The 23,912-nt window shown below is 41.3% G+C and carries 16 protein-coding genes and 1 pseudogene; 3 read left to right on the forward strand and 14 right to left on the reverse strand.

What is annotated here, in order from left to right:
* Window positions 1–159: 159 nt before the first annotated feature.
* The 7 genes and pseudogenes from ACPC58_RS02320 to ACPC58_RS02350 form a co-directional block, all read right to left on the reverse strand.
* Window positions 160–6,564: pseudogene (locus ACPC58_RS02320) on the reverse strand (pullulanase).
* 193 nt (window positions 6,565–6,757) lie between these two features.
* Window positions 6,758–7,705 carry a LacI family DNA-binding transcriptional regulator gene (locus ACPC58_RS02325; protein ID WP_289646165.1) on the reverse strand — a complete coding sequence of 316 codons (948 nt, stop codon included), beginning with the start codon at window positions 7,703–7,705 and terminating at the stop codon, window positions 6,758–6,760.
* Between the two features lie 270 nt (window positions 7,706–7,975).
* The gene (locus tag ACPC58_RS02330; protein ID WP_434065116.1) at window positions 7,976–8,740 is read right to left on the reverse strand and encodes an amino acid ABC transporter ATP-binding protein; all 765 of its coding nucleotides are present in this window, start codon (window positions 8,738–8,740) and stop codon (window positions 7,976–7,978) included.
* 9 nt (window positions 8,741–8,749) lie between these two features.
* Window positions 8,750–9,409 carry an amino acid ABC transporter permease gene (locus ACPC58_RS02335; RefSeq protein ID WP_277844231.1) on the reverse strand — a complete coding sequence of 220 codons (660 nt, stop codon included), beginning with the start codon at window positions 9,407–9,409 and terminating at the stop codon, window positions 8,750–8,752.
* A 12-nt stretch (window positions 9,410–9,421) separates the two neighbouring features.
* A complete protein-coding gene (locus ACPC58_RS02340) occupies window positions 9,422–10,231 on the reverse strand; it encodes an amino acid ABC transporter substrate-binding protein (protein ID WP_277844229.1) in 810 nt (269 codons plus the stop codon).
* Between the two features lie 13 nt (window positions 10,232–10,244).
* Window positions 10,245–11,384, reverse strand: coding sequence for a trans-sulfuration enzyme family protein (locus ACPC58_RS02345; protein WP_277844227.1), 1,140 nt, complete (start codon window positions 11,382–11,384; stop codon window positions 10,245–10,247).
* A gap of 374 nt (window positions 11,385–11,758) precedes the next feature.
* Complete coding sequence (locus tag ACPC58_RS02350; RefSeq protein WP_434065117.1) at window positions 11,759–12,340, reverse strand: CHAP domain-containing protein; 582 nt, start codon at window positions 12,338–12,340, stop codon at window positions 11,759–11,761.
* Between the two features lie 163 nt (window positions 12,341–12,503).
* On the opposite strand from ACPC58_RS02350, the gene ACPC58_RS02355 reads away from it, so the two are divergent.
* Window positions 12,504–13,268 carry an alpha/beta fold hydrolase gene (locus ACPC58_RS02355; protein ID WP_277844223.1) on the forward strand — a complete coding sequence of 255 codons (765 nt, stop codon included), beginning with the start codon at window positions 12,504–12,506 and terminating at the stop codon, window positions 13,266–13,268.
* A gap of 283 nt (window positions 13,269–13,551) precedes the next feature.
* On the opposite strand, the gene leuS is transcribed toward ACPC58_RS02355, so the two are convergent.
* From leuS to ACPC58_RS02390, 7 genes are all read right to left on the reverse strand, one after another.
* The gene (gene leuS, locus ACPC58_RS02360) at window positions 13,552–16,053 is read right to left on the reverse strand and encodes a leucine--tRNA ligase (protein ID WP_434065118.1); all 2,502 of its coding nucleotides are present in this window, start codon (window positions 16,051–16,053) and stop codon (window positions 13,552–13,554) included.
* Between the two features lie 90 nt (window positions 16,054–16,143).
* Window positions 16,144–16,992, reverse strand: coding sequence for a patatin-like phospholipase family protein (locus ACPC58_RS02365; RefSeq protein WP_217374508.1), 849 nt, complete (start codon window positions 16,990–16,992; stop codon window positions 16,144–16,146).
* 223 nt (window positions 16,993–17,215) lie between these two features.
* Window positions 17,216–19,108 (reverse strand): M13 family metallopeptidase, encoded by a 1,893-nt coding sequence (locus ACPC58_RS02370; RefSeq protein ID WP_434065119.1) that lies wholly within the window; start codon window positions 19,106–19,108, stop codon window positions 17,216–17,218.
* 54 nt (window positions 19,109–19,162) lie between these two features.
* Window positions 19,163–20,002 carry a metal ABC transporter permease gene (locus ACPC58_RS02375; protein WP_318150695.1) on the reverse strand — a complete coding sequence of 280 codons (840 nt, stop codon included), beginning with the start codon at window positions 20,000–20,002 and terminating at the stop codon, window positions 19,163–19,165.
* Window positions 19,995–20,855 carry a metal ABC transporter permease gene (locus ACPC58_RS02380; RefSeq protein WP_434065120.1) on the reverse strand — a complete coding sequence of 287 codons (861 nt, stop codon included), beginning with the start codon at window positions 20,853–20,855 and terminating at the stop codon, window positions 19,995–19,997. The genes ACPC58_RS02375 and ACPC58_RS02380 overlap by 8 nt, the downstream gene beginning before the upstream one ends.
* Window positions 20,848–21,618 (reverse strand): metal ABC transporter ATP-binding protein, encoded by a 771-nt coding sequence (locus tag ACPC58_RS02385; protein WP_318150694.1) that lies wholly within the window; start codon window positions 21,616–21,618, stop codon window positions 20,848–20,850. The genes ACPC58_RS02380 and ACPC58_RS02385 overlap by 8 nt, the downstream gene beginning before the upstream one ends.
* Before the next feature lie 132 nt (window positions 21,619–21,750).
* Window positions 21,751–22,674 (reverse strand): metal ABC transporter solute-binding protein, Zn/Mn family, encoded by a 924-nt coding sequence (locus ACPC58_RS02390; protein WP_434065121.1) that lies wholly within the window; start codon window positions 22,672–22,674, stop codon window positions 21,751–21,753.
* Window positions 22,675–22,800: 126 nt separating this feature from the next.
* Here ACPC58_RS02390 and ACPC58_RS02395 point away from each other — a divergent pair, with 126 nt between their 5' ends.
* Both ACPC58_RS02395 and ACPC58_RS02400 read left to right on the forward strand, forming a co-directional pair.
* The gene (locus ACPC58_RS02395; protein ID WP_274504445.1) at window positions 22,801–23,460 is read left to right on the forward strand and encodes a metal-dependent transcriptional regulator; all 660 of its coding nucleotides are present in this window, start codon (window positions 22,801–22,803) and stop codon (window positions 23,458–23,460) included.
* Window positions 23,461–23,534: 74 nt separating this feature from the next.
* Window positions 23,535–23,912, forward strand: a 378-nt coding sequence (locus ACPC58_RS02400) for a helix-turn-helix domain-containing protein (protein ID WP_434065122.1), incomplete at its 3' end; no start/stop codon positions are given.

A 23,912-nucleotide genomic window follows, 5' to 3' on the forward strand; every position in this document is an offset into this window, starting at 1 on the left:
TAAAATCCAAGTAAATTCTTCAATAAAAAAACGCATAAAATCAGTATGTCACTTGAACCTTTGATTCTATGCGTTTTATAATGTGGTCTATCTCAATAATTTTGCTACATTTTGAACTTTTCCCAAAAAGTGTAAAACTATTGTTACGACCGAAGAATACTATTCTTCTGATTTTTTGTTTCTTCCTTGTGCAGCAATTGTCAAACCAAGTCCAGCAAGTCCGAGACCTAGAAGTGCCAAATCACTTTGTCGGTCACCTGTAGCTGGTAGGCTTTCTTTGTTTGATGCACTTGTGGTTTGTTCAGACGCTTGAGCTGTTGGAGTAGAAAGACTTGGTTTTTCTACCACATCATTAGCCTCCATACTACCCTTAACAACAATCCGTGCCTCACCATCTACTACTGTTTCAGATAACAGTTTTGTTGCTACTACCTTGCCGTCAACCAAGACATCTTTATAAACCAAGACTCTCTTACCTGCCTTACCTTCTTGAAGCACATAAGATTGACCTTTTGTAAGAGTTGCATCATAGCGAACTTCCTCTACAATCGGAAGGACAGATTCTTCTGTACGTTCTTTAGGTGCTGTATCTGGAACTTTTGTGATGATATAAGGCAAACGAATCACGGTTGCAGTCAAAGGTGCAAGAACAACTGCACTATCAGTCAATTCAACACCCACTAAATCAGACAATGCTTCTACACCTGCACGTTCACCATCAACCAGTACTTGACCCTTCAGTAAGTCTTTGTAAATATCTGAAAGAACAAAACTACGTTCCTTACTGTCAGCATTGACAAAGACAGCATAGCGATCACCGTTGCTTGCAATGGTTTGATAGGCAATAACCACATCGTTTGTAGCAATACCGTTCTGACCTGGTATTGAAATCAAGCTAACCTTTTGATCGACTTGGTCTTTTGTTCCCAAACGGAAGGCATCTGTAGATTTACGCAAGGCAATCAATCCTTTTGTAAAGGCCTGAGTACGGGTATTCTCTGGATAGAGGGTCTCATCTGTCGCTTTGGTCCAGTCAAACTTATTGACCGCATCAGATGAATCATAAGAATCATGAATGTAGTATGGGTAATCAAATGGTGTACCATCAGCATTTGTCAACAAATGAGCTTTGTTCGGCACTTGATCTTCTGCTACAGGGTACTGATAATCAGGGTGACGGAACTGTTTGGTCCGTCCATACTCCTGACCAGAATGGATAAACGGTGTCCCTTGAGAAGTCAAAACTAGCAAATTACCCAAACGTTGACGTTGGTGAATTTCAGTGTAATTTTCAGCGATTGATGGGTCCTTCTTGATGGACTGAGCAATGATATCAAAGAGGGTCAAGTTATCATGCGCAGCAATATATTGGATCACATCACCTGGATCATCTGCCAAGAAGTTTCCTGGTTGTGCCTTGATGTTATTAAAGACAGATTCTACACTCTTAGCACCGCCTGTAATAAAGGCTGGCTGACCTTCGTTTGGATAACCAGATTTAAGTGTATTGCGAATTTCATCTGAGAATACCGCAACAGTATCTGTTGAACTCATCCAGTCTTGGTCTGCTGGCTGAACAGGCTGATTGGCATCACCTGTAAAGGTTCTCCAACCTTCACCAAGCATAATGATGTTTGGATTGAGTTTTTGAGCTTCAGTAAAGGCTAGCTCAATTGCTTCGGCATCATGGTCCCCCATCATATCGAAACGGAAACCATCTACCTTAAACTCGTCCACAAGATACTTGATAGAATCAACAAGGACACGACGGCTCATGTAGTGAGTGGTTCCGAGACGACCCCCACCAAAGCTAGATTTAGCTGTACCATCTGCCTCCATGAAGTGATAATAGTTTGGCTCTAAATCTTCAAATAAGAAAGTCTTAGAAGTGTGGTTATACACCACATCCAAAATCACACCCATGCCTTGTTTGTGAATTTCATTGACCAGGTTTTTGAACTCTTCGATGCGTTTCATTGGATCTGTCGGATCTGTAGAATACATACCTGTAAAGGCAAAGTAGCTCTGTGGATCATAACCCCAGTTGTAGTTACTGTTGCTTGACGCGTACTCATCCATCCTCTTTCCATTTATCAATTCATTGACAAAATAGTAGCTCATAACAGGCAATAATTGAATATGAGTCACACCCAATTCCTTGAGGTAGCTGAGACGCTCTGCAAAGGCTGCAAAGGTACCAAACTGAGCAGTCAATTCATCCGAAATTGCAGGATCTGATGTGAAGTCACGAACATGTGCTTCATATATAATCGCATCTTCACGCTGATTGAAATTAGGAATAGTAGCATAATCCAAATCGCTTGGACCAACTTCTGATGGATCCACAATCGCCGCTTTGGCAATACGATAAGATGGATCAGTATCTGCTAAATCACTATTCCACTCCGCTAAAGACTTAGCATATGGATCTAAAACAAGAACAGATTGATCCCCACGAGTAATTTCATAATGGTAATAGTAACCACGATAATCTGTGATACCAAGATCTGATTGACTGTTCAATTCAAGATCCCATTGTCCTTTATCGCCCTTGGTCATGGCTAATTTACCGACCACTTTAGACTGATCATCCTTATCATAAAGAACAACTGCTACAACGTCTGCACTTGGAGACCAGAGAGTCATATCAACGACACTACCAGCCTGACTCACACGCGCACCAAGTTCTCCATCATAAGCATAGAGCTCATCCTTCAATTGCCAGCTCATAGTTGTTGTGAAGCTATCATTGCCATATTTGAGGGTGTAGCCAGCATTTTCTTGGTTGAAATCCCCGAGGACTCGCACCTTGTTGCTGGTGGCATCCAAGACAAGGTCCGTCACAGTCACTGTCTGGCCATTTTTATCTGTGACAGATAATTTCTCTAAAATACTTTCCTTATCAGCGCCTTCAAGCGTTGTAAATGCTGCTTCTAGAGCTGTTAGGCTAACATGGGAAACGCCTGTTACACGGACGTTGTTCACAAAATAAGGATTTGTGTAGATTGTTGGATCATCATCTTTAAGGAAGATTTGTGTCTGATTTTTCAAATCTGTAAAGCTATAATCTTTCTGCTGAATCTTTGCATCATCTCCTGACTTGCTTTCATCCAGTAGCAGGAAGCCAATTGAACTTGGTAAATCTGTCAATTTGACATCGATATAGGCACCATATTTACCTTGGTTTTCAAAATCAATACCATCTGGCCAATCACCCAAGGTAACGTCAGTCACATCACCCCAGATCCAGAGGCCTTTTTGGTCATAATCGCCATCTGTACGGAAATAATTAATCCGAATATATCCTTCTTTAAGTGGTTGATAGAGGCTGAGTTGATAATTCTCATCAAACCAAGCTTCATTCATCTTGGTGCTAATTCGCTCAATAACTTTATCGCCGGTTATATTTTCCCCAGATGTATTATTAATCAGAAGACTGATTTTGCTGGCTGTTTCATCTTTCATCTTGATATCAAGATAATAGCCATAATCATCCTGCTTAGCAGTACTGAAATTAGTCGCTCCTGTTGGCCATGCACCAACTTCTGGTGATGGTTTTTCGACATCATCCCATGTCCATAAACCTAAGCTAGATAAATTATCAGATGGTAGAGTTTTAAAGTGAACACGGAAGTAGCCTGCTTCAATTGGTTCTTCAGTTTCTCCTTGCACACTTGCATTGACGATGTCACCTGCTTCTGTCTGAAGGAGCATGGTACCACCTTGACCGATAGTTGGAAGTTCTACTTGAACGACCCATTTACCGTCTTTCTCGATAGCTTGATAAGATTTTCCTGTGTATGCATCTGTTACAACCACATCTTTCCCAGATACTTCAATCGCCATTTCCTTGCTCTCGGTATTGGTTGAGAAGACAAGATAGGCAGCTTGATCTTGGTAACTGCGTTTGCTGATAAGCCAACCTTGGCTATCATTTCCAGCAAGTGTTGTTGTATCACCACGTGAGAGCATTGTTGAATTTCCATTACGGAAAGCCAACAATTTTTGGTAATGGTCCTCTATGTCACTTGTCTCTACCTTACTCCAATCGAAATCGTACCGGTTGTCATAAACAGGCCAGTTGTTTTGTCCAGATTGGCCTAATTCTTCACCGTAGTAGATGACAGGCTGACCTTTAGCAGTAATCAAGAGACTAGCAGCCAATTTCAGTTTATCCAGATTTCCTTCTTTTTCTGCGCCACCGAGACTGTAAAGGAAACCATCTTAGTCATGACTGCCCAAGAATTGACCCAGAGAAGCTGCGCTAGTCAGAACCTTGCTACGCTCTTCTAGCTCTTTTCCAGCTGCTTTCAGTTGACCATTGACCAAATACTTCGCGATATCCTTGAAGCCAAAGTCCAACAAGCTGTCCATAGTACCGATACCCAAGTCACCCTTAGTATCTTTATAGTTAGCTCCCCATGTTTCTCCAATTAAGTGGAAGTCAGGATCTCTATCCACCAATTCATTTTTGAAATGTTGCCATGTGGTGTCATCAACATGTTTGACTGTATCGACACGGAAACCATAGATTGAATTACCTTTAGCAGTTGTTGAGCGTTCCAACCAAGATGCCTGCCAAGCAACCAACTGATTGCGTACTGTAGCTTCTTCTGTCTTGAAGTCTGGTAATCCAGATAATGAGCCTAATTGGTCATCTCCCTGCTTATCTTCTTCCTTGGTCCGTACCATGCCCGCAAAGGTTTCTTCTGTGCCATAGCCAGCATGATTCAGCACCACGTCAACAATGATATTGATTCCTTTTTCGGCTGCGGCATCAATCAATTCGTGGAAATCGTCTAAACTTCCCAAATGTGGATTTAGTTCTTCAAAATTTGATGCCCAGTAGCCATGATAGGCGTAGTATTCTCCATCTGTAGCGCTACCAACATTCTGTGGAATATTTTCAACAATTGGTGTCAACCAGATAGAATCCACACCCAATTCTTTCAAGTAGTCCAACTTAGCTGTAACCCCTTTAAAATCTCCGCCTTGGTAGAGACCACGAGGGTTAGTTACGTCTCCAACAACCACCTGATCATTGCTAACGTCACCATTGTAGAAACGGTCAGTCATCATAAAGTAGATGACTTGCTCGTCCCAGTCTTTTTCACCTTCTGCCTTAATGCGCTCCGTAATGGTCACATCCAATTTTGTTTCGTAGTAGCCATTGTCTTTATCATATACCTTTACAGGTAGACTGTATGTCCCTGGAGCTGTGTCAGAAGTTGCCTTAATCGTTACACGATTAAGCTCTGTTGAAATTGGTACGATACCACCACCCAGTGTAGTAGTGTCGACTTCCATTTTGATAATTTCAGCACTTTCAGGATTGGTTATAGCTACAGAAACAAGACCACTTTCGTTGTAGTTGAAAGGAGCGTTTATACTTGCTTCAATGGTTACATTTTTAGTTCCCGGAGTAGCTTTGCTTGTATCTAATTCTACTTTTTCTTCGATAAAGTATGGATTGGTATAGACTTTGTCATCACCATTCCGAAGGAAAATTTGGCTATGCCGTTTACGATCTGCAAAAGCTAAATCAATCGATTTATTGCCAGCAAGATCTGGATTATTCTGGTTGATGAGCAGAAAACCAAGTTTAGAATCTAAACCATTTGAAAGAGGAATGTCAACATAAGCACCGTATTTCCCAACTTTAAAATCAAGGGCACCTACTGGCCAGCCGTTACTTACTTCAGTCGTATCTCCCCAAGTCCATACGCCCCAACCATCATAATTGTTGTCTTCACGTGTGTAATTGATGCGGAGAACATTTTCATCCTTGAGTGGCTCATAGCTAGAAACAGTATAATCGCTAGCAATCCAAGCCTCATTTTGTTCCGGAACAAGAAGCTCCACTTTTTGGTCCGATTCTGTTATTTTTTTCCCATCTTTAAGGACCACATAACCGATTGTGCCTGGTGTCTCAGATTTTTTAATATCAACATAATGGCCGTAGTCATCCACTTGGCTACTTGAGAAATTCACTGTATCAGTTGGCCATTTATTTCCATCAGATGGTGTTTCAACTCCTCCCCAAGTCCACAAACCTTGACTTTCTGGTGCTGTTTCGTCTACATTTTCAAAGTGCAGACGAATACTACCTTCTTCAATTGGCGCTTCTGCTGGGGTGGTCAATGTAGCTGTTTCAATTGGCGCTTCTGCTGGGGTGGTCAATGTAGCTGTTTCTGCTACAGTTGCAACATTTTCTACTGATGCTGTATTTACTTGTGCATCGAAAGCTTCGCCTGCTTCAGCAACTAGTGTTGATGCCTCTGTAGCAGTTGTGTCAGAAGTTACAACCTCTTCAACCAACTCACTGCCAGCGACTGATGCAGTAGCATCAACATCTGACGTTTGATCTGTATTAACTGGAGCTGTTATTTCCGTAGAGGGAGTTGCTACTTCCTCTGCTTGAACTAATTGGCCAGTTCCGGATATCAAAAAAGCTGTTGCAATACCGACTGATGCAACACCCACCGTGAACTTACGTATCCCAAAAATAACCTTTTTTTCAAACATTGGTGATTTCTTTGCTACACGCAAACGTTTTTTATTCATTCCATTCTCCTTTGGTATGTCTAATATAATAATAATAGTATATAAAAAACAGCCCTTACTTTGCAAACGTTTTCTTAATTGTTAGCGGTAACAGTTTTGCTTAAAAAATAAGGGAATTGTGCCACTGGAACTTATTGTTAGATAGTTTCTAACTGTACTTTGGACAATTCCCTACTTATGAAGACTTTAATTGTTAAGACCGAGTGCTCTCTCTCTCGACTAAACTCGCTTGACAATACCGGTTGTATTCTTTCAATTCCCGTCCTTCAACCAAGCGCATCAACTGGCTAACACTAATTCTTCCCATTTGACGAAAGGGTTGTTTCATCGTTGTCAACTGTGGATTAGAAACTCGATCAATAAATATTCCATCAAACCCAATAATCCCGTAATCTTCAGGTACATTCCTTGACATATTCATTAATCCTCGAGCAATTCCCAAAGCTATTCGGTCTGAGGCACAGATAAAGCATGTATTTGGCATTAACTTATTAAATTGTGTAATGAACTTTTCTGCTATCCTTGACCGATTTTCTAATCGGTAAACACTTGGTTTTTGACCTAACTCATCCATAGCCTCTAAGTACCCAGCTTCTCTAGCTTGAGCAAAAGTATCTGGTAAATCGATTCCCACAAATACAACTTGATGATATCCTTTTCTTGTTGCAAATCTACTGGCTTGATAGGTTGCTTCTTTATTCTGTGTGTCAACAAAAGGTATCCCTGCTCGATTCTCTCCAAAAAGTACTACTGGTTTATTTAAACTTTTCAGCCAACTATAGTCTGAAGTACGTGCTCCAGTAACGATATAACCATCACATTGGTCTGTTACTTGGTGCTTTTCGGTCACAATCTGCATCGTGTAATTTTTTTCACTCAATCCAAGAGCAATCCCTGCAATCAATTCGGCATAGTAAGGCTCTACAATCTCCATCTCCTCTAGAATGATAACTTGAACTGTCAATGTCCGTTGTTGAGCAAGGGCTTTTGCTACAACATTTGGTTGATAGTCTAACTCTTTCATCGCTAATTGGACCAGTTGTTTTAACTCTTCTGTGACAAGTTCCGGATGATTCAGAACCCTAGAAACAGTCATCTTTGAAACATTGGCCCTTTTCGCCACATCCGCCAACGTCGTCATATTTCTCCCCTTTAGATTTCAAAGCCATAAAGTGCAAACGTTTTCTTAGTGTTATTATATACTATTGACCACTAAAAAGTAAAGCCCTTTCAATATATATTTATTAAAAATAAGTAAGATTTGTACACAAAAACTACCCCCTTGGATTTAACCATATTCGGTCGCACCCATGGAGGTAGTTTTATCTTGTGTCATTAGTTTTATACTTTGTGATGATACGAGAATATCGTACTCTGAAAAGGAGACTTTTTGTTTAACTTCATTACTAGTTTATCCTAACGTTTCGTACCGATTGTCGGTAGAATTTTGAATTCGAGACAAGAATTGTTGAATTCGGGTTTCTTTTGGTTGATTTATTATATCTTCTGGCGAACCTTCTATGACTATTTGACCGCCTTCCATAAAAACCACTCTATCCGCGACTTCACGTGCAAAACCAATCTCATGAGTCACAATGATCATTGTCATACCCTCCTTAGCCAATTGGATCATCACTTCTAATACTTCACCAATTAGTTCTGGATCCAATGCAGAGGTAGGTTCATCAAAATAGATTACTTCTGGACTCGTGGCAATTGCTCTAGCAATACCAACTCTTTGCTGTTGACCACCTGATAATTGACTTGGATAAAAGTCATATTTATCAGATAGCCCGACCTTGTCTAGAGCTGCCATACCAATTTGTTCAGCATCTTTCTTAACCATTTTTCTAGCTATGATCAGACCTTCTGTAACATTTTGTAGAGCAGTCTTATTAACAAATAAGTTATAGTTTTGAAAGACATAAGATGTTCTCTTTCGGATGGACGCAATCTCTTTTTGACTAATGTTAGTCAGATCATAATTTTCGTCATCAAAGAATAAGCGCCCCATATCAACCGACTCTAGAAAATTCAAAGAACGAAGAAGAGTTGTTTTGCCAGATCCAGATGGTCCTAAAATGACAACAACTTCCCCTGAACTGACCTGTAAATCAACACCTTTTAAAATCTGTTGCCCGTTAAAAGCTATTTCAATTCCACTTGCTTGAATCATTTAGACCTCCTAATAGACTGCTAACTTCTTTTCACCATAAGTTTGTAGTTTTGTCAAAATGGTTGAAAAAAGTAAATAGATAAGACCAACCTCACAATAGAGAGCAAATGGTTCATATGTTCTAGCAGCAATTTGTTGGGTTGTCATAAACATTTCCAAGACAGTAATATTTGCTGCTAGGGAAGTATCTTTTACTAGACTGATTAATGTGTTGGATAAAGGTGGAAAAGCCACACGAATTGCTTGAGGAAGAATGATTCTACGCATTATTTGAGAAAAACTCATCCCAACAGTATATCCAGCTTCCATTTGTCCTTTGGGTACTGACTCTATTGATGCACGAATGGTTTCCGCAGCATAAGCACCTGTGTTTACTGAAAAAACTAAAACTGCTGAAGGAAAGGCATCTAATACAACACCTAAACTTGGTAACCCGTAAAAAATTACATAAAGTTGAACCAAAAGTGGTGTCCCTCGTACAATCCAAATATAGAATCGGGCTAATTGTTTGAGGATAGAAATGTTAGCAATTTGTACCATAGCTGTTCCAATGGCAATGATAAGCCCGAAGACAAAAGAAAGTATAGTTAGGGGAATTGTCACAAGCAGACCTGGTATAAGTATTTGTAAAAATGAGTCAATCAACAATTGCAACAATCTAGATGTCATGGTATCTCCTATTTACTTAGCTTGTGATACATCTTCTCCGAAGTATCTATTTGAAATTTCTGTCAATTTCCCTTCACTAGAAAGTTCGGCCAAAGCAGCATCAATCGCTTCCACCAATTCGTCTTCCCCCTTAACAACTGGAAAGGCTGTCTCAGAAACATCTTGTGACAAAGTTGCAACTTGAATAGGAGCATCTGGATGTTGTTTGATGTAGTCTAAGAAAACTAGGTTATCATTCAAGGTTGCGTCTACACGACCAGCTGTCAAGAGTTCAATAGCTTGTGCAAAACCATCTACACCCACAACTTCTGCTCCATTTTCACGTGCTAAATCAGCCCAGTTACTAGTTAGGCTATTTGCCGACTTCTTACCGGATAAATCCGAAAAATCTTTAATTTCACTATTCCCCTGCTTGGTAATCAACGCTCCATAAATATAGGTATATGGGTTTGAAAAAATATATTTTTCTTTTCGCTCATCTGTTATTCCAACTTGGTTAGCGATAGTATCAAAACGAGCTGCGTCTAAACCCGCAATCATTGAATCCCATTCTGTTTCAACAAATTCTACCTTTACTCCTAGTTTTTCAGCAACAGCTTCTGCTACCTCAACATCGTAACCAACTAATTCTCCACTTTCATCATGGTAAGAATACGGAGCATAGGCACCTTCTGTACCGATTTGAATAACACCTTCTTTTTGTATTTGTTCCAAAAGTGTCTGATTTGAATCACCTTTTGAACTAATAGAATCTGATTCCCCACAGGCAGCTAAGATAAATGCTGATAGTACTAAAGTTGTGAAAATTGTCATTTTTTTCATATTTGTTAATCTCCTATTTCTTTGCTTGTTCAAATGCTTGTTCTAAATCATTTTGTAAATCTTGAACCGACTCAATTCCAACAGCTAAACGTAGTAAATTCTCTTTTATCCCAATTGCCTCTTGTAATTCTCTATCATAGGATTCATGAGTCATAGAGGCAGGTAGGCTAATCAAGGACTCAACCCCACCTAGGCTAACTGCAAAACCAAAAATTTTCAACGATTTTATAAAAGCACTTAAGTCATATTTATTTTGATTCACCAAAATGGAAAGGACTCCTCCATGACCTTTTGATTGCTTCAGTTGAAGGGAATACCCGGGATTACTCTTTAATCCTGTATAAAAAACTGTTACTCCCTCTTTCGATTCTAAATATTTGGCTATAGCATTGGCATTCTCCTCGTGACGTTCCATTCGAAGAGCCAAAGTCTTAATTCCTCGTGATAAGAGAAAACTATCAAACGGGCTAAGAATTGCACCTAATAATTTATGCACTAACTTAATACGCGGATAAAGATCTTCTCTGTTTGTTACCACTAATCCTGCCAAAATATCAGAATGTCCTGCATAATATTTAGTCGCAGAATAAACAACTATATCAGCACCAAAATCAAGTGGTTTTTGGAGATAAGAAGTCATAAAGGTATTATCCACAATAACTAGCAGTCCCGCTGCTTTAGCTGCTCTAATTACATTTTTCAAATCCGTTACTCCTAAGAGAGGATTTGTTGGAGTTTCAATAAAAACGGCCTTTATAGTGTCATCTAATTTTGAGAAATCATAATCATTAAAGTCAGCTACTAGCTCATAGTACAAGTTCCGAGAGGCAAATAATTCTGTAATAAATTGCCACGTCCCTCCATATACATTATCAGAAACTAAAATTTTATCACCACTATTCAACAGCTCAAATGCAATGGCGGTCGCAGCCATGCCTGTAGAAGTTGCAAAAACGTACTTGGCTTCTTCCAAGTCAGCTATTTGCTTCTCCAAAGCAGAACGAGTTGGGTTGGCACTTCGACTATAAACGAATTCACCAAATTCATTTATATTTTCCTGTAAGAACGTTGAGGAAAGGTAAATCGGATAAGTTACAGCTCCTTTACTACTATCATCAACTTGTCCATGTATTGCTCTCGTACTAAATTCCATACCTCATCTCCTTTTGTAGTATTTACACCCTAATTATTTATTTGACAATGATTTCTCACCTTCCTTCAATTATTATTCACGCATTTCCTAATTTATAAAAAAGTAAGTACAATAAAACTGTCATGAAACATATGTTACCATGAAGCCAAACATCCGCCTAATATATTTTTTTTATCACAATGATTAACTTTTTTTATGTAAATCAATTTGATCTACTAGTCTCTTAAAATACCTATTTTCTCCTAAAAATTAATCAATGGCAAAAAAAGTAAAGTTAAAGTAAAAAATTTCAAATGTTCTACTTTAACTTTACTTTTTTATTTTGATATAACGAACATGCGTAAACTTTATTACACTAATTTAATCTTGCAGTCTCACACCCCAGCAGGGGGATAAATATAACTTACCGTTCCCTCACTGGTTTTTGTCGGATCAAAGGAACCTCGAATATTACTTGGATAATAGGATCCATTATAGTTTGACTCAGTGACTTGAATTTGACCATCGGTAGCCACATCTGTCACATAGGCAACATGCCCGTAGCCACCATTTTCATCTGTCCAGACTGTAATTGCGCCAACTTTTGGTATTGTTCCAACTTCATAGCCTAAGGAAGCTGCACTGGTTGTCCAATCTCCGGCGTTTCCCCAATAGTTCCCAACCCATGGTGCCATTTCTTTTGCTCCCCATGTACATTGACCTGCTGGGTAAGTATTGGATGTATATTCAACCGTCACCTCTGAAACCATATTTGTAGACAATGCTGCTTCTTCAGCTCTTTTTTTCGCTGCAGCTTTTGTTGCTAAAGCCTGCTTTTTTAATATTTCTAACGAAGGTCTATCATTTACAGTTAGGTCATCCGCAAGAATAGTGGATGTTCCCGTCCAAAACAGATTTCCCATAAACAGAGCAAATATCCCTAATTTAAGATATCTTTTGATAATTTGGTGGTTCATATTATTTGATTCCTTTAAGTTAAGTTTTTTCACCTAATCCATCCTATAGGACAATTCTTGCATAGAGCTTGAAATAACGTAACAAATATTACAGATAGGTTGCAAATACTTAACAATTGTTTTTTTCTCATGCTATAATTAAGAAAAAGTCAGGAGTAAACCTATGAAAAGCATCGTTTTAATACACGGTACCTGGTGTAATGGCACATTCTGGGGAGACTTTGCTAGTCAGTTAGAAAAAACTGGCTTACAGATTCATACCCCTAGTTTACGCTATCACGATTTACCCTATGAAGAAGGGATCAAAAAAGTCGGTGACGTTAGTTTGACAGACTACATGGATGACTTGGTATCCTTAGTCGAAAGTCTAGAAGAGCCACCTTTACTTCTGGGTCACTCACTTGGATGTCTCTTAGCCCAAATGGTTGCGGAACGTACCCCTGTTGCTGGCATGATTCTCATGGGCCCTGCCCCAACTGCCGATATCTTCGCTCTTTATCCAACCATGCTTGCCAGTTTCTTACCCCATTTTCTTCGCTGGGGATTTTGGAGAAAGCCTATTCCACCTTATAAAAAAGCCTTCTTTTCTTACTGCCTCAATGCACAGGATCCTAGTATAAAAGAAAAGCTCTATCAAAACCTCGTCCCTGACTCAGGCAAGGTTTACACACAAATGGCCTTTCCATTCCTAGATAAAAGCAGAGCAAGCTATGTGGACTTTCGTAACATTACCGGACCTGTCTTAGTCATCACAGGAAGTGAGGACAAAATGACTGTCTCTGCCATCGCCAGAAAAACAGCACATAATTACAAAGATTCTGTTCTAGTCTCACTAACAGGGGCCGATCATATGTACCCAACTGGAAAATTTCAAGGTAAAACCCTTTCTGTTATTCGAGCATGGTTGGAAGAACAGGAATTTATCTAATACTCTTCTAACATCTAAAATATCCGTTGTTAAGAGTCTCGGTGAATAAAAAGCACCAATGGCGCTTTTCAGCCTGTTACTTTGAAATGAGAAAGTGACAAAGTTCTATCTTCGGCTTAATGATGCGAACACAGTTCACTTTATTTTCAGCCTTCAATATTTCCCAAATAGTTGAAGCTAGGCTACTGTTGATTTTTATTGAGTATAAATACAAAAACGACCTCCACATGGAAGTCGTTTCTTGTTATTTACATTTATTTCGCCAGGATATTCACTAGTTTGGTTATTTCACAACAATATTAACCAATTTGTTTACAACCGTAATCACCTTCACCACTGTTTGCCCAGCGATTTCAGCTTGGACTTTTTCGTCTGCAAGGGCAACTTTTTCAAGTTCATCTGATGCTAAGTCTTTGGCTACAGTCAAGCGAGCTTTTACTTTGCCTTTGATTTGGACAACGATTTCCACTTCGCTTTCTACCAGTTTACTTTCGTCATATGTTGGCCATGCGACATAGCTAATTGATTGGCCTGTATTTGCAAGACCCTGCCAGAGTTCTTCTGCCAAGTGTGGTGCAAATGGGGCGATTAATTGGACAAATCCTTTGGCGTAGTCAACATAAAGCTTGTCTTCTTTGTTGGCTGCGTTGACAAAAATCATGAGCTGGGCGATAGCCGTGTTGAATTTCAGGTCTTCAATATGCTCTGTCACTGTCTTCACAGTTTCATTGTAAACTTTATCAAGCGCTCCGCTATTGTCCGCCACAATCTCCTTGGTGGTTAAGAGGCGATAGACACGGTCAAGGAACTTACGGCTACCTTCGAGACCCTCTTCTGACCAGGCGATTGACGCATCAAGTGGGCCCATGAACATTTCATAAACACGAAGAGTATCTGCACCGAACTGCTCGACCACATCATCTGGGTTAACCACGTTCTTAAGAGATTTAGACATCTTAGCAGGTGCCTGCTCCAACTCTTCACCAGTTTCGATGTGGAAGAAGGACCCATCGCGCTTCTCCACCTTGTCAGTCGCAACAAGGGCACCACGGCTGTCACGGTAGCTAGTCCCCAAAATCATCCCTTGGTTAAAGAGTTTTTGGAAGGGCTCTTTGGTAGGTACAACACCGATGTCATAGAGGAACTTGTGCCAGAAGCGAGCGTAGAGCAGGTGAAGGACTGCGTGCTCGGCACCACCGATGTAGATATCCACTGGCAACCAAGCCTTGAGAAGCTCTTCGTCTGCCAATTTCTCATCATTGTGCGGGTCAATATAGCGCAGGTAGTACCAGCTAGAACCCGCCCATTGTGGCATAGTGTTGGTTTCACGGCGACCTTTTACGCCGTCTTCACGCACGACTTCCAACCAGTCTGTCAGGTTGGCCAGCGGCGATTCCCCTGTACCCGAAGGCTTGATGTCTAAGGTTTTTGGCAATACCAGAGGTAACTCATTTTCTGGGACTGCTGTGGAAGTACCGTCTTCCCAGTGGATGATTGGAATTGGCTCACCCCAATAACGTTGACGGCTGAAGAGCCAGTCACGGAGGCGGTAAGAAATTTTTTCTTGACCAACACCATTTTCTTCCAACCAAGCCACCATTTTAGCAATGGCATCAGCCTTGTTGAGACCATCTAAGAAGTCTGAATTAATGTGAAGACCATCTTCTGTGAAAGGTGCTTCATCTACATTGCCACCTTCCAAAACTGGAATGATGTCCAAACCAAACTGTTTGGCAAAGTCCCAGTCACGCTCATCGTGGGCAGGAACCGCCATGATGGCACCTGTTCCGTAGCTTGCCAGTACATAGTCGGCAATCCAGATTGGAATTTCTTTACCATTTACAGGGTTAATGGCGTAGGCACCAGTCCAAACACCTGTCTTGTCTTTAGCCAGGTCAGTACGAGCCAGGTCTGATTTGAGAGAGGCTTGGCGTTTGTACTCTGCCACGGCCTCTGCCTGCTCTGGTGAGGTAATGCTATCCACCAAGTCGTGCTCAGGAGCAAGGACTGCGTAGGTCGCACCAAAAAGAGTATCTGGACGGGTAGTAAAGACTGTGAAGTCCTTGTCTGTGTCCTTAATCTTGAAAGTCACATTGGCACCGGTTGACTTACCAATCCAGTTGCGCTGCATATCCTTGATTGACTCTGGCCAATCAACCTCTTCTAGATCATTGAGCAAGCGTTCTGCATAGGCAGTGATTTTCAACATCCATTGACGCATTGGCTTGCGAACAACTGGGTAGCCACCACGTTCAGACGTTCCGTCAGGAAGGACCTCTTCGTTGGCGATAGCTGTTCCCAATTCCTCTACCCAGTTGACAGGCACTTCTGCCTCGTAGGCTAGGCCTTTTTCATACAACTTAGTGAAAATCCACTGAGTCCACTTGTAGTAGTTGGGGTCTGTCGTATTAACCTCGCGGTCCCAGTCGTAAGAAAAGCCAAGGGCGTTAATCTGACGTTTGAAGTTGGCAATATTTTCCGCCGTAAAGTCAGCTGGGTCATTACCAGTATCCATGGCATATTGCTCAGCAGGCAGACCAAAGGCATCCCACCCCATTGGGTGAAGGACGTTGTAGCCTTGGGCACGCTTGTAACGGCTGAGAATGTCCGTCGCCGTATAGCCCTCAGGGTGACCAACGTGCAAGCCCGCACCAGACGGATAAGGGAACATGTCTAGCGCATAAAAATTCGGCTTATCCGCATCTGTTCCCGTCTTAAAAGTATGATTTTTTGCCCAAAATTCCTGCCATTTGGGCTCGATTTCCTTGTGATTGTAGAAGCTCATGTCATTTCTCCATGTCAATAAATTATCTTTACCATTATATCACGAAATAAGGAAAGAAAAAAGGCAGAAATCACGGGGGATTCCTGCTCATTACTCTTCATTTCCCAAATACCCCATCAATCCCGCCACAGCTTTCTCCCCGTCCGCCAGACCAAGCCCATAAATCTCGTCAAATTTGACTGGATTTTTTTCCAAACGTCCTATTTCGAGCGGCTTTTGAGGGCGGACTGCAAAAACCTGACCCTGATGTTCCAACTGGATAATCTTTTCAACCGTATCATTGTAATGCTGGTAACGTTTTGAAGCCACCGCCACAAACTTAGGATATTTCTTGTAAAGCAAGCGGTAGACCCGACCGCTAGAGGGCTTCTTGCGGTAATCAATGGGTTGTGTCAATATCACAATCAATTTGTCAAACCCCAGCCTTCTAGAAAAGTCCACAGGGATGGAGTCCGAAAGACCACCATCTAAGTATTTTTTACCATCAACTTCGACAATTTTTGAAACTAGAGGCAATGCTGAACTGGCGCGCAACAATTCCATTTGCTCAAAGACATGGTCAATTTTGTAATACTCAGGCAGACCGGTTTCGACATTGGTCACTGTCACATAGAAAGGCACGCCAGACTTGGCAAAGGCCTCTTGGTCAAACCTATCTAACTCCATTGGTACCTTGTAATAAGTAAAGTCTTTGTTGACCATATTTCCTGTTGTCAACCAGGATCTCAATCCCATATAATGCTTATCTTTAATAAAACGCTTATTATAGCGAATCGCTCTGCCTCTTTGTTTGGAAAGGAAATTAACGCCAAAAAGTGCTCCTGCGGAAACTGAAACGACCCCATCAACATGAATATCAGCATCTAAAAAAGCATCTAGAACACCCGCAGTATAAAGGCCTCGCATACCCCCACCCTCTAAAACTAGACCAACTTTCATCTGTAGCACCTCCTAAAATTACCTTCTATTGTAGCAAAAAATCCCGTCGAAACGAGATTTTTGCTATATGATATCCAATGAAACTTAACATCCGACTGGTTAATGCATGCACAGCTTAGGATCTGTTCTTTTTTCTATTTCAAAGGAATTAGCTGAAAAGAACCACTAGACCCTTTTACTTAGCAAATCGAATTACTAAGGTTCGATGTTGAGTGTTACAATGTTACCAAATAATCACACGGTCTTCTTTTGCACGCCACATGCCGTCGCCTTCTTGAACACCAAATGTTTCATGGAATTCATCGAAGTTTGGCAACTGGATGTTGGTGCGCAGATGACCTGGTGCATGGACATCCACACTTGCCAACATCTGCATGAACTCAGGACGGGCCTTCATTCGCCAGATACGAGCAAAGTTGGTGAAGAATTCCTCAGCGGAGAAGTCTTCTTCTGACTTGGCTGCTTCCAAGGCTGCTGCAATCCCACCAAGGTCGGCAATATTTTCTGACACAGTCAACTTACCATTGATTTTGGCACCATAAGAATCCTGACCTTCAAACTGGTCAATGACCTGCTGGGTACGAGCTTCAAAAGCCGCATAGTCTTCTTCTGTCCACCAGTTATTGAGACTACCATGCTCATCAAAGGAGGCACCGTTAGAGTCAAAGGCATGGGAAATCTCGTGGGCAATGACAGCACCAATACCGCCGTAGTTAGCTGATGAAGACTGTTCTAGCGAGTAGAAAGGCGCCTGCAAAATGGCTGCTGGAAAGACAATCAAGTTTTTCTGTGGGTTATAGTAGGCATTGACCATGTGAGCTGGCATGCCCCATTCCTTAATATCCACAGGCTTGTTCCACTTGCTCCAACTATGGGCAATGTCAATCTTGTTTAGTTCGATAGCATTTTCCACCAAGGACTTGCTTGGGTCAATAATCTTCTTATAATAACGCTCTGGCAAGGCATCTGGGTAACCAATGTAAGGCTTGATAACATTGAGTTTGACAATGGCTTTGTCACGCGTTTCCTGAGCCAACCAGTCTGCAGTTTCCAAACGAGACTTGTAGACCTCAATCATCTTGGCAACTTTTGCTTCCACATCGGCCTTGGCTTCTGGTGAGAATTTTTCTCCAGCATACCAAAGACCGAGGGCTTGGTCAAAGTAGCCTTGTGCCAGATTGTAGGCTGCTTTTTCTTGGTTTTGAGCCTGCGGTGTACCAGAAAGGGCACGGCTATAGGCTCCTGCTAGAATACGAATTTCATCCGACAGAAAGGCTGTATAAGCTCCTGCTGCTTTCAAAATCAAGGTCGCCTTCAAAAGCTCCCAATTATCCTCACTGTAAATGTCCTTAGCTGCTTGCCAGAAACGTTCCTCTGGAACGATAATCTTGTCTGGTGTTTGCCCCAAAATCGCTGTGAAGAAATCATCCAAAGGCAACTCTGGTACTAAGGCAGTAAAATCTGCCCACTCGTACGGGTGGTAAAGTTTGGCGTACTCAGAACCTTCTTCATTCGACAAGACATACTTGGCAACCTTGGCATCCAGTTCCAAACGCTTGTCCAGAAGGTCCTTGATCTCTTCATCTGAAAAACCAAACTTAGGTAAGAGGGCCTCTTGACTCTCTCTCCACGTTTTGAGCAATTCTGCTCCTTTTTCATGACCTTCTTCATAGTAGGTCGTATCTGGTAAGATAATACCTAATGAATCTGCCCAAAGAACATTTAATGTCGCATCCATAAAGTCAGGTGCCACATAAAAAGGCATGAGGTTTGGCTTGCCGGCCAACTCAAACTCTGCCAACTTGCTGGTAAATTCTTCGAAAGAGTTAAGAGCCTTGTACTCCGCAATCAATGCCTGAGCAGGCTCCGCTCCCAAACGGTCACGGGTTTCATAGTCGGCTGCTTGTTTGTGGAAAGCCACGAAGTTTTGCAAAACGCTATCTTCTGGGACATTTTCCCCTGTCAACCAAGCATTTGTCGTATCAATCATGAGCTTTTCAATCTCGTCCGCCAAATCAGAAAAGCCACCTGTTCTTGGCTTATCGTCTGGAATCACGGCTGTTTTTGCCCATTCGCCATTGACGTATTCGTAAAAATCATCTTGTAAACGTGTCATTCTATTCTCCTTTGTATTTCATAATGATTATGATAACAAAAAATTCTGACAATATCACTTATCAGATGACCGTGACCAAGTATTTTTTAGAATAATACTCGAGCAAACCACAAGAAGGCTGACAACGGCACAGGTCCCTGACATGGTTAAATCCAGTTGATTGGCCACTAAAAAACCAAGCACAACCGTTAGAATAGCGATACCTTGCCCTAAAAGAAGCAATTGCCAAAAGGATTTGACCCAACGTAGGGCAGCCATACTTGGTGCCACCAAGAAAACAATAACAGTCATCGAACCAATCGCTTCGAAGGCCAGAACAGTGGTTAAGGAAACTAGAATCAAAATAACCATTTCTAAAATCCTTGTTCGTAAGCCAGACAAACGAGCATGGTTGCTGTCAAATAGGTATACTTGTAAACAATGGTAAGCCCAAACAAAAAATAGAACAATAACCAACCAAGCCAAACTCGACTTGACCAGACTAACAGGGAGTGACCAGGCTAGAACATCCATACGATGGAGCGGAGCAAAAAGTACTTCCCCTTGCAAAACCATATCTACATCCAAATGAACATTGCGAGCAAAAAGAGAAATAAGCAAAACCGCCACCGCAAAAAAGAAAGAAAAAACCAGACCTGTTGCGGCATCATGCGCTATCTTTCGACTATGCAGACGGTCAATGGCAAGAACCGATAATAACCCAAACAGACTGGCACCAACTATTAGCAATGGCGAATCCAAACTATGACTAATAAAAAACCCCAGAACAATCCCAAGCAAGACAGAATGTGATAAAGCATCTGCCAGCATCGATTGATTTTTTACAACCAGTATTGATCCGAGCAAGCCACAAGAGCTAGCAATAACCATCAAAATAAGCAATACCTCAAACACGACCATTCTCCTTTCTGACATAGGTAACATACACAAATGCAGACAGGGTCAGACCTGTTAGACAGACGATAATAGTCGGTCCGGTCGACAAACCAGATACACTGGAGCTAATCCAGGTCCCTACGAAAGCCGACCCAATTGCAACGATTCCTGCCAGTAATAGACTCTTGTGATACGATTTTCCCAGCATCAAGCCAAAGACAGCTGGTGCAATCAAAAAACTACTCATCAAAATAGCTCCGACTAACTTTAATCCTACTGCAATTAGGCAAATCATCAAAAACATCGTCAACTGCTGCAAGTACTTTACACGAACACCAATAACCCTTGCAAAAGTTTGATCAAACAGATACAGCTTATAGTCTTGATAAAAGAAAGCAAACAATACCAAAGCCAATAGAGAAATAATTCCGATGAGTATCACATCATCCAGCTGAATAAAGGCTGCCTGTCCAAATAGATAGGTTTGCAATCCAGCCTGGGAAGCCCCTGCAAAGGCTTCATTTCCCTGAATAGCATTTTTCAAGACCATTCCCAAACCAAAGAAAGACGCAGACAGCAATGAAAGGGCATTGACTAGACTGTGACCACCTTTTCGACGTAGCCAATGGACAAGTGCATAAGAAAGGTAGCCTGACAACACTGCTCCTAAAAGCAAGTAAAGAGGTTGTCGCGACTGAAAAATCATGAAAGAGACAATCACTCCAGGATAAGAAGCATGCCCCAGAGCATCCCCAAGCAAACTCTGTTTAGTAAGAACAGATATACTTCCGATAGTACTGGCTGCCACAGCTAGGCTGACGGTCCCTAAAGCAACTGTCCAGAAAGAATACTCTTTGAAAACCTCAAACATGACTGCCTCCTTTGGCATTTCCTAGAAACAGCCCATTTCCTATGCCGTAAGTCGCCTGATAATTCTCGCTTGTCAAAGTCTCATCCATCGGACCAGAGTCAATCACATGCTTATGAAGCCAGACAAGGTGATCAAAGTAGGCATCCAGCGTCGTTAAGTCATGATGAATGACAATGGAAGTTTTCCCTTCACATTGGAACTCCTTGAGCATATCCATGATCATGATTTCTGTTGCCTGATCAATCCCTGCTAGAGGCTCATCCATAAGATACAATTCTGCTTCCTGTGCCAGAGCTCTGGCTAGAAAGACCCGCTGACGCTGCCCACCTGAAAGCTGATCAATCTGACGATGGCGTAAATCCGCAATTTTTAATCGTTCTAGAGCCTGCTCAACAATCTGTCTATCAGCCTTAGTCGGTCTTCTAAACATTCCCTTACTATGAGCGAAGCGTCCCATCAGAACAATTTCAAAGACTGTTGCAGGAAATTGCCAATTTACTTGACTGGATTGGGGAATATAGGCTACTTTTCGAGCAATCAACCTCTCTAGACCTGCCTCCTGACCAAGCATGCGAACCTGTCCTGTGTCTGGTTTTTCCAACCCCAAAATGACCTTGAATAGACTGGACTTACCAGCACCATTCGGTCCAACAATAGCCGTCCGACTCCCTCTGGGAATCACCAAATTGACATCTTCTAAAGCCATGGTCTGGCTGGCTGTATATGCTAAATTGACATCTTTTAATTCAATGATTGCTGACATATTTCCTCCCTTTGTTCTACCATCCATTCTACACTTGTAGGCGTAGTCAAATATTTTACTTTGCTATTTAAATATGATTCTCAAACCTTAGCTCCAATAGATATCGTACGGTTTACGTCTCCCATAACAATTTTATTTTAGATATTTAACCATCAATGTAACATTATGTTTGTACATGTCGATAAAGGTATCTCCATCCTCACCTTCTGGTGCCAAGGAATCTGAGAACAACTCCTTACCTTCACCAGTAACAACTTCAACCTGACCTCCTTTGGCTTTTACTGCTTCTTGTAATTTCTCCATGCGTTCTGGATTAGTTGTAGACTCTGTAAAGATAGCCTTGATATTATGGTCAATGATTAGGTTAACTGTCTCAATCATGTCACTATTAGCCACTTCGGAATCCGTGCTAATTCCCTGAGGCGCATATAGAGTGAAGTCATAACTAGCAGCAAAGTAATTAAAGGCATCATGTGGCGTTACCAAATAGCGACTTTCTTTTGGAATCACACTCAATTCTTTTTCAACCCAGGCATGCAAATCATCTAGCTGCGCTTGGTATTTTTCTGCATTTTGTCGAATCATCTCAGCTTTAGCAGGTAAGAGTTTTTGTAGTTCCTCTGAAGCTACAGCTGCAGCTGACTTGTACAAGGGAATTGAAAACCAAAAGTGCGGATCAACAATTTCTTCTCCATCCTCATCCATCGCATTCAAGTCTTTTGCATTAAAGTTTTTTGAAACAGCTATCCCGGTCTTCTCCAAAGCTTCAACCATTTTACCTTCAAAGTGCAAACCGTGGTAGAGAACAAGGTCAGCCTTTTGTAATTTTGATAAATCACTAGATTTGGCTACGTACAAATGAGGGTCTTCTCCTGCTGGAATCAGCAAATCACGTTCCACCTCATCACCCACCAACTGATAGACCATGTCATTGAGGAAGGAAGTAGTCACAGCCACCCTTGGCTTACTAGAGCCTTCTGTGGTTTGCGATGGACGACAAGCTCCTAACCCTATTAGGGACAATAGCAGAGCAAAACTGAACAGCATTTTCTTCATATAGGTTCTCCTTTTATTTTTGTTAAGCATGCTTAATTTAATTATTAGATTAAGTTAAATTATTGGTTTTGTCAACTGTTTTTATAAATTTTTGTTATAATATTCTTAACTAGAAAGCGAGTTCTCATGACACCAAACAAAGAAGATTATCTAAAATGTATTTATGAACTGGGTCAATTAGACCAAAAAATTACCAATAAACTCATCGCAGAGAAGATGGCCTTCTCCGCACCAGCCGTTTCCGAAATGCTCAAAAAAATGGTAGCCGAAGAGCTCATTTCTAAGGATGCCAAGGCAGGTTATCTCCTCAGCCAAACCGCCCTTGAAATGGTATCTAGCCTCTACCGCAAGCACCGTCTGATTGAAGTCTTTCTGGTGGAACAACTCGGCTATTCTCCAGAGGAAGTCCATGAGGAAGCTGAGATTCTAGAACACACCGTTTCAGATCACTTTATCAATCGCCTAGACCTACTACTGGAACAGCCCCAAACTTGTCCTCACGGTGGAAGCATTCCTCGAGAAGGTCAACCACTCATCGAACGCTACCAGACACGACTCTCCCAACTCACTGAAACTGGATACTACCAACTTGTCCGTATACACGACTTTTATCAGCTCCTCCAGTACTTAGAACAACATGATTTAGCTGTCGGAGATCAGCTGGTTGTAACAGATTTTGATAGTTTTGCCCAAACGATTACTATTCAGTACAAGGGCAAAGAACTCGCAGTACCCACCACTATTGCTCAACAATTATACATAGAAAAAACCAATCGCCCAAATTAAACTGATATACTCCCCTTATAGTGGACAGTGAAAAAATAAAAATTTTCACTAGAAACTATAAGGGGAGTTTTATTATGTCCAAAAGAAGTCCAAAATCTGTATCTGAGAAACTAGAAATTGTTCTACTTCACTTGGAAGAAGGGAAATCACTTAGTTGGTTAACTAGAAACCAAGGTATTTCTAAAGACACCCTATCGAACTGGGTTCGGAAGTACAAAGAAGCTGGTGTTGAGGGGCTAGAGGAAAGCCGTCAATGGAAGAAGTATAGTAAGGAACTAAAGGAACAAGCTGTTTCCGACTATCTTAATGGCTTGGGAAATCTCAAAAATCTGACCAAAAAATATGGAATTTCTGACCCTTATGTTCTCAGATCATGGATAAAAAGTTATACTAGTGGTAAAGAACTGAAAGCTACTAGTAAAGGAATGAGACGCATGAAACAAGGACGCAAG

The organism is Streptococcus sp. VTCC 12905 (genome assembly GCF_049893385.1).
Classification (GTDB): Bacteria; Bacillota; Bacilli; order Lactobacillales; family Streptococcaceae; genus Streptococcus; species Streptococcus suis_AA.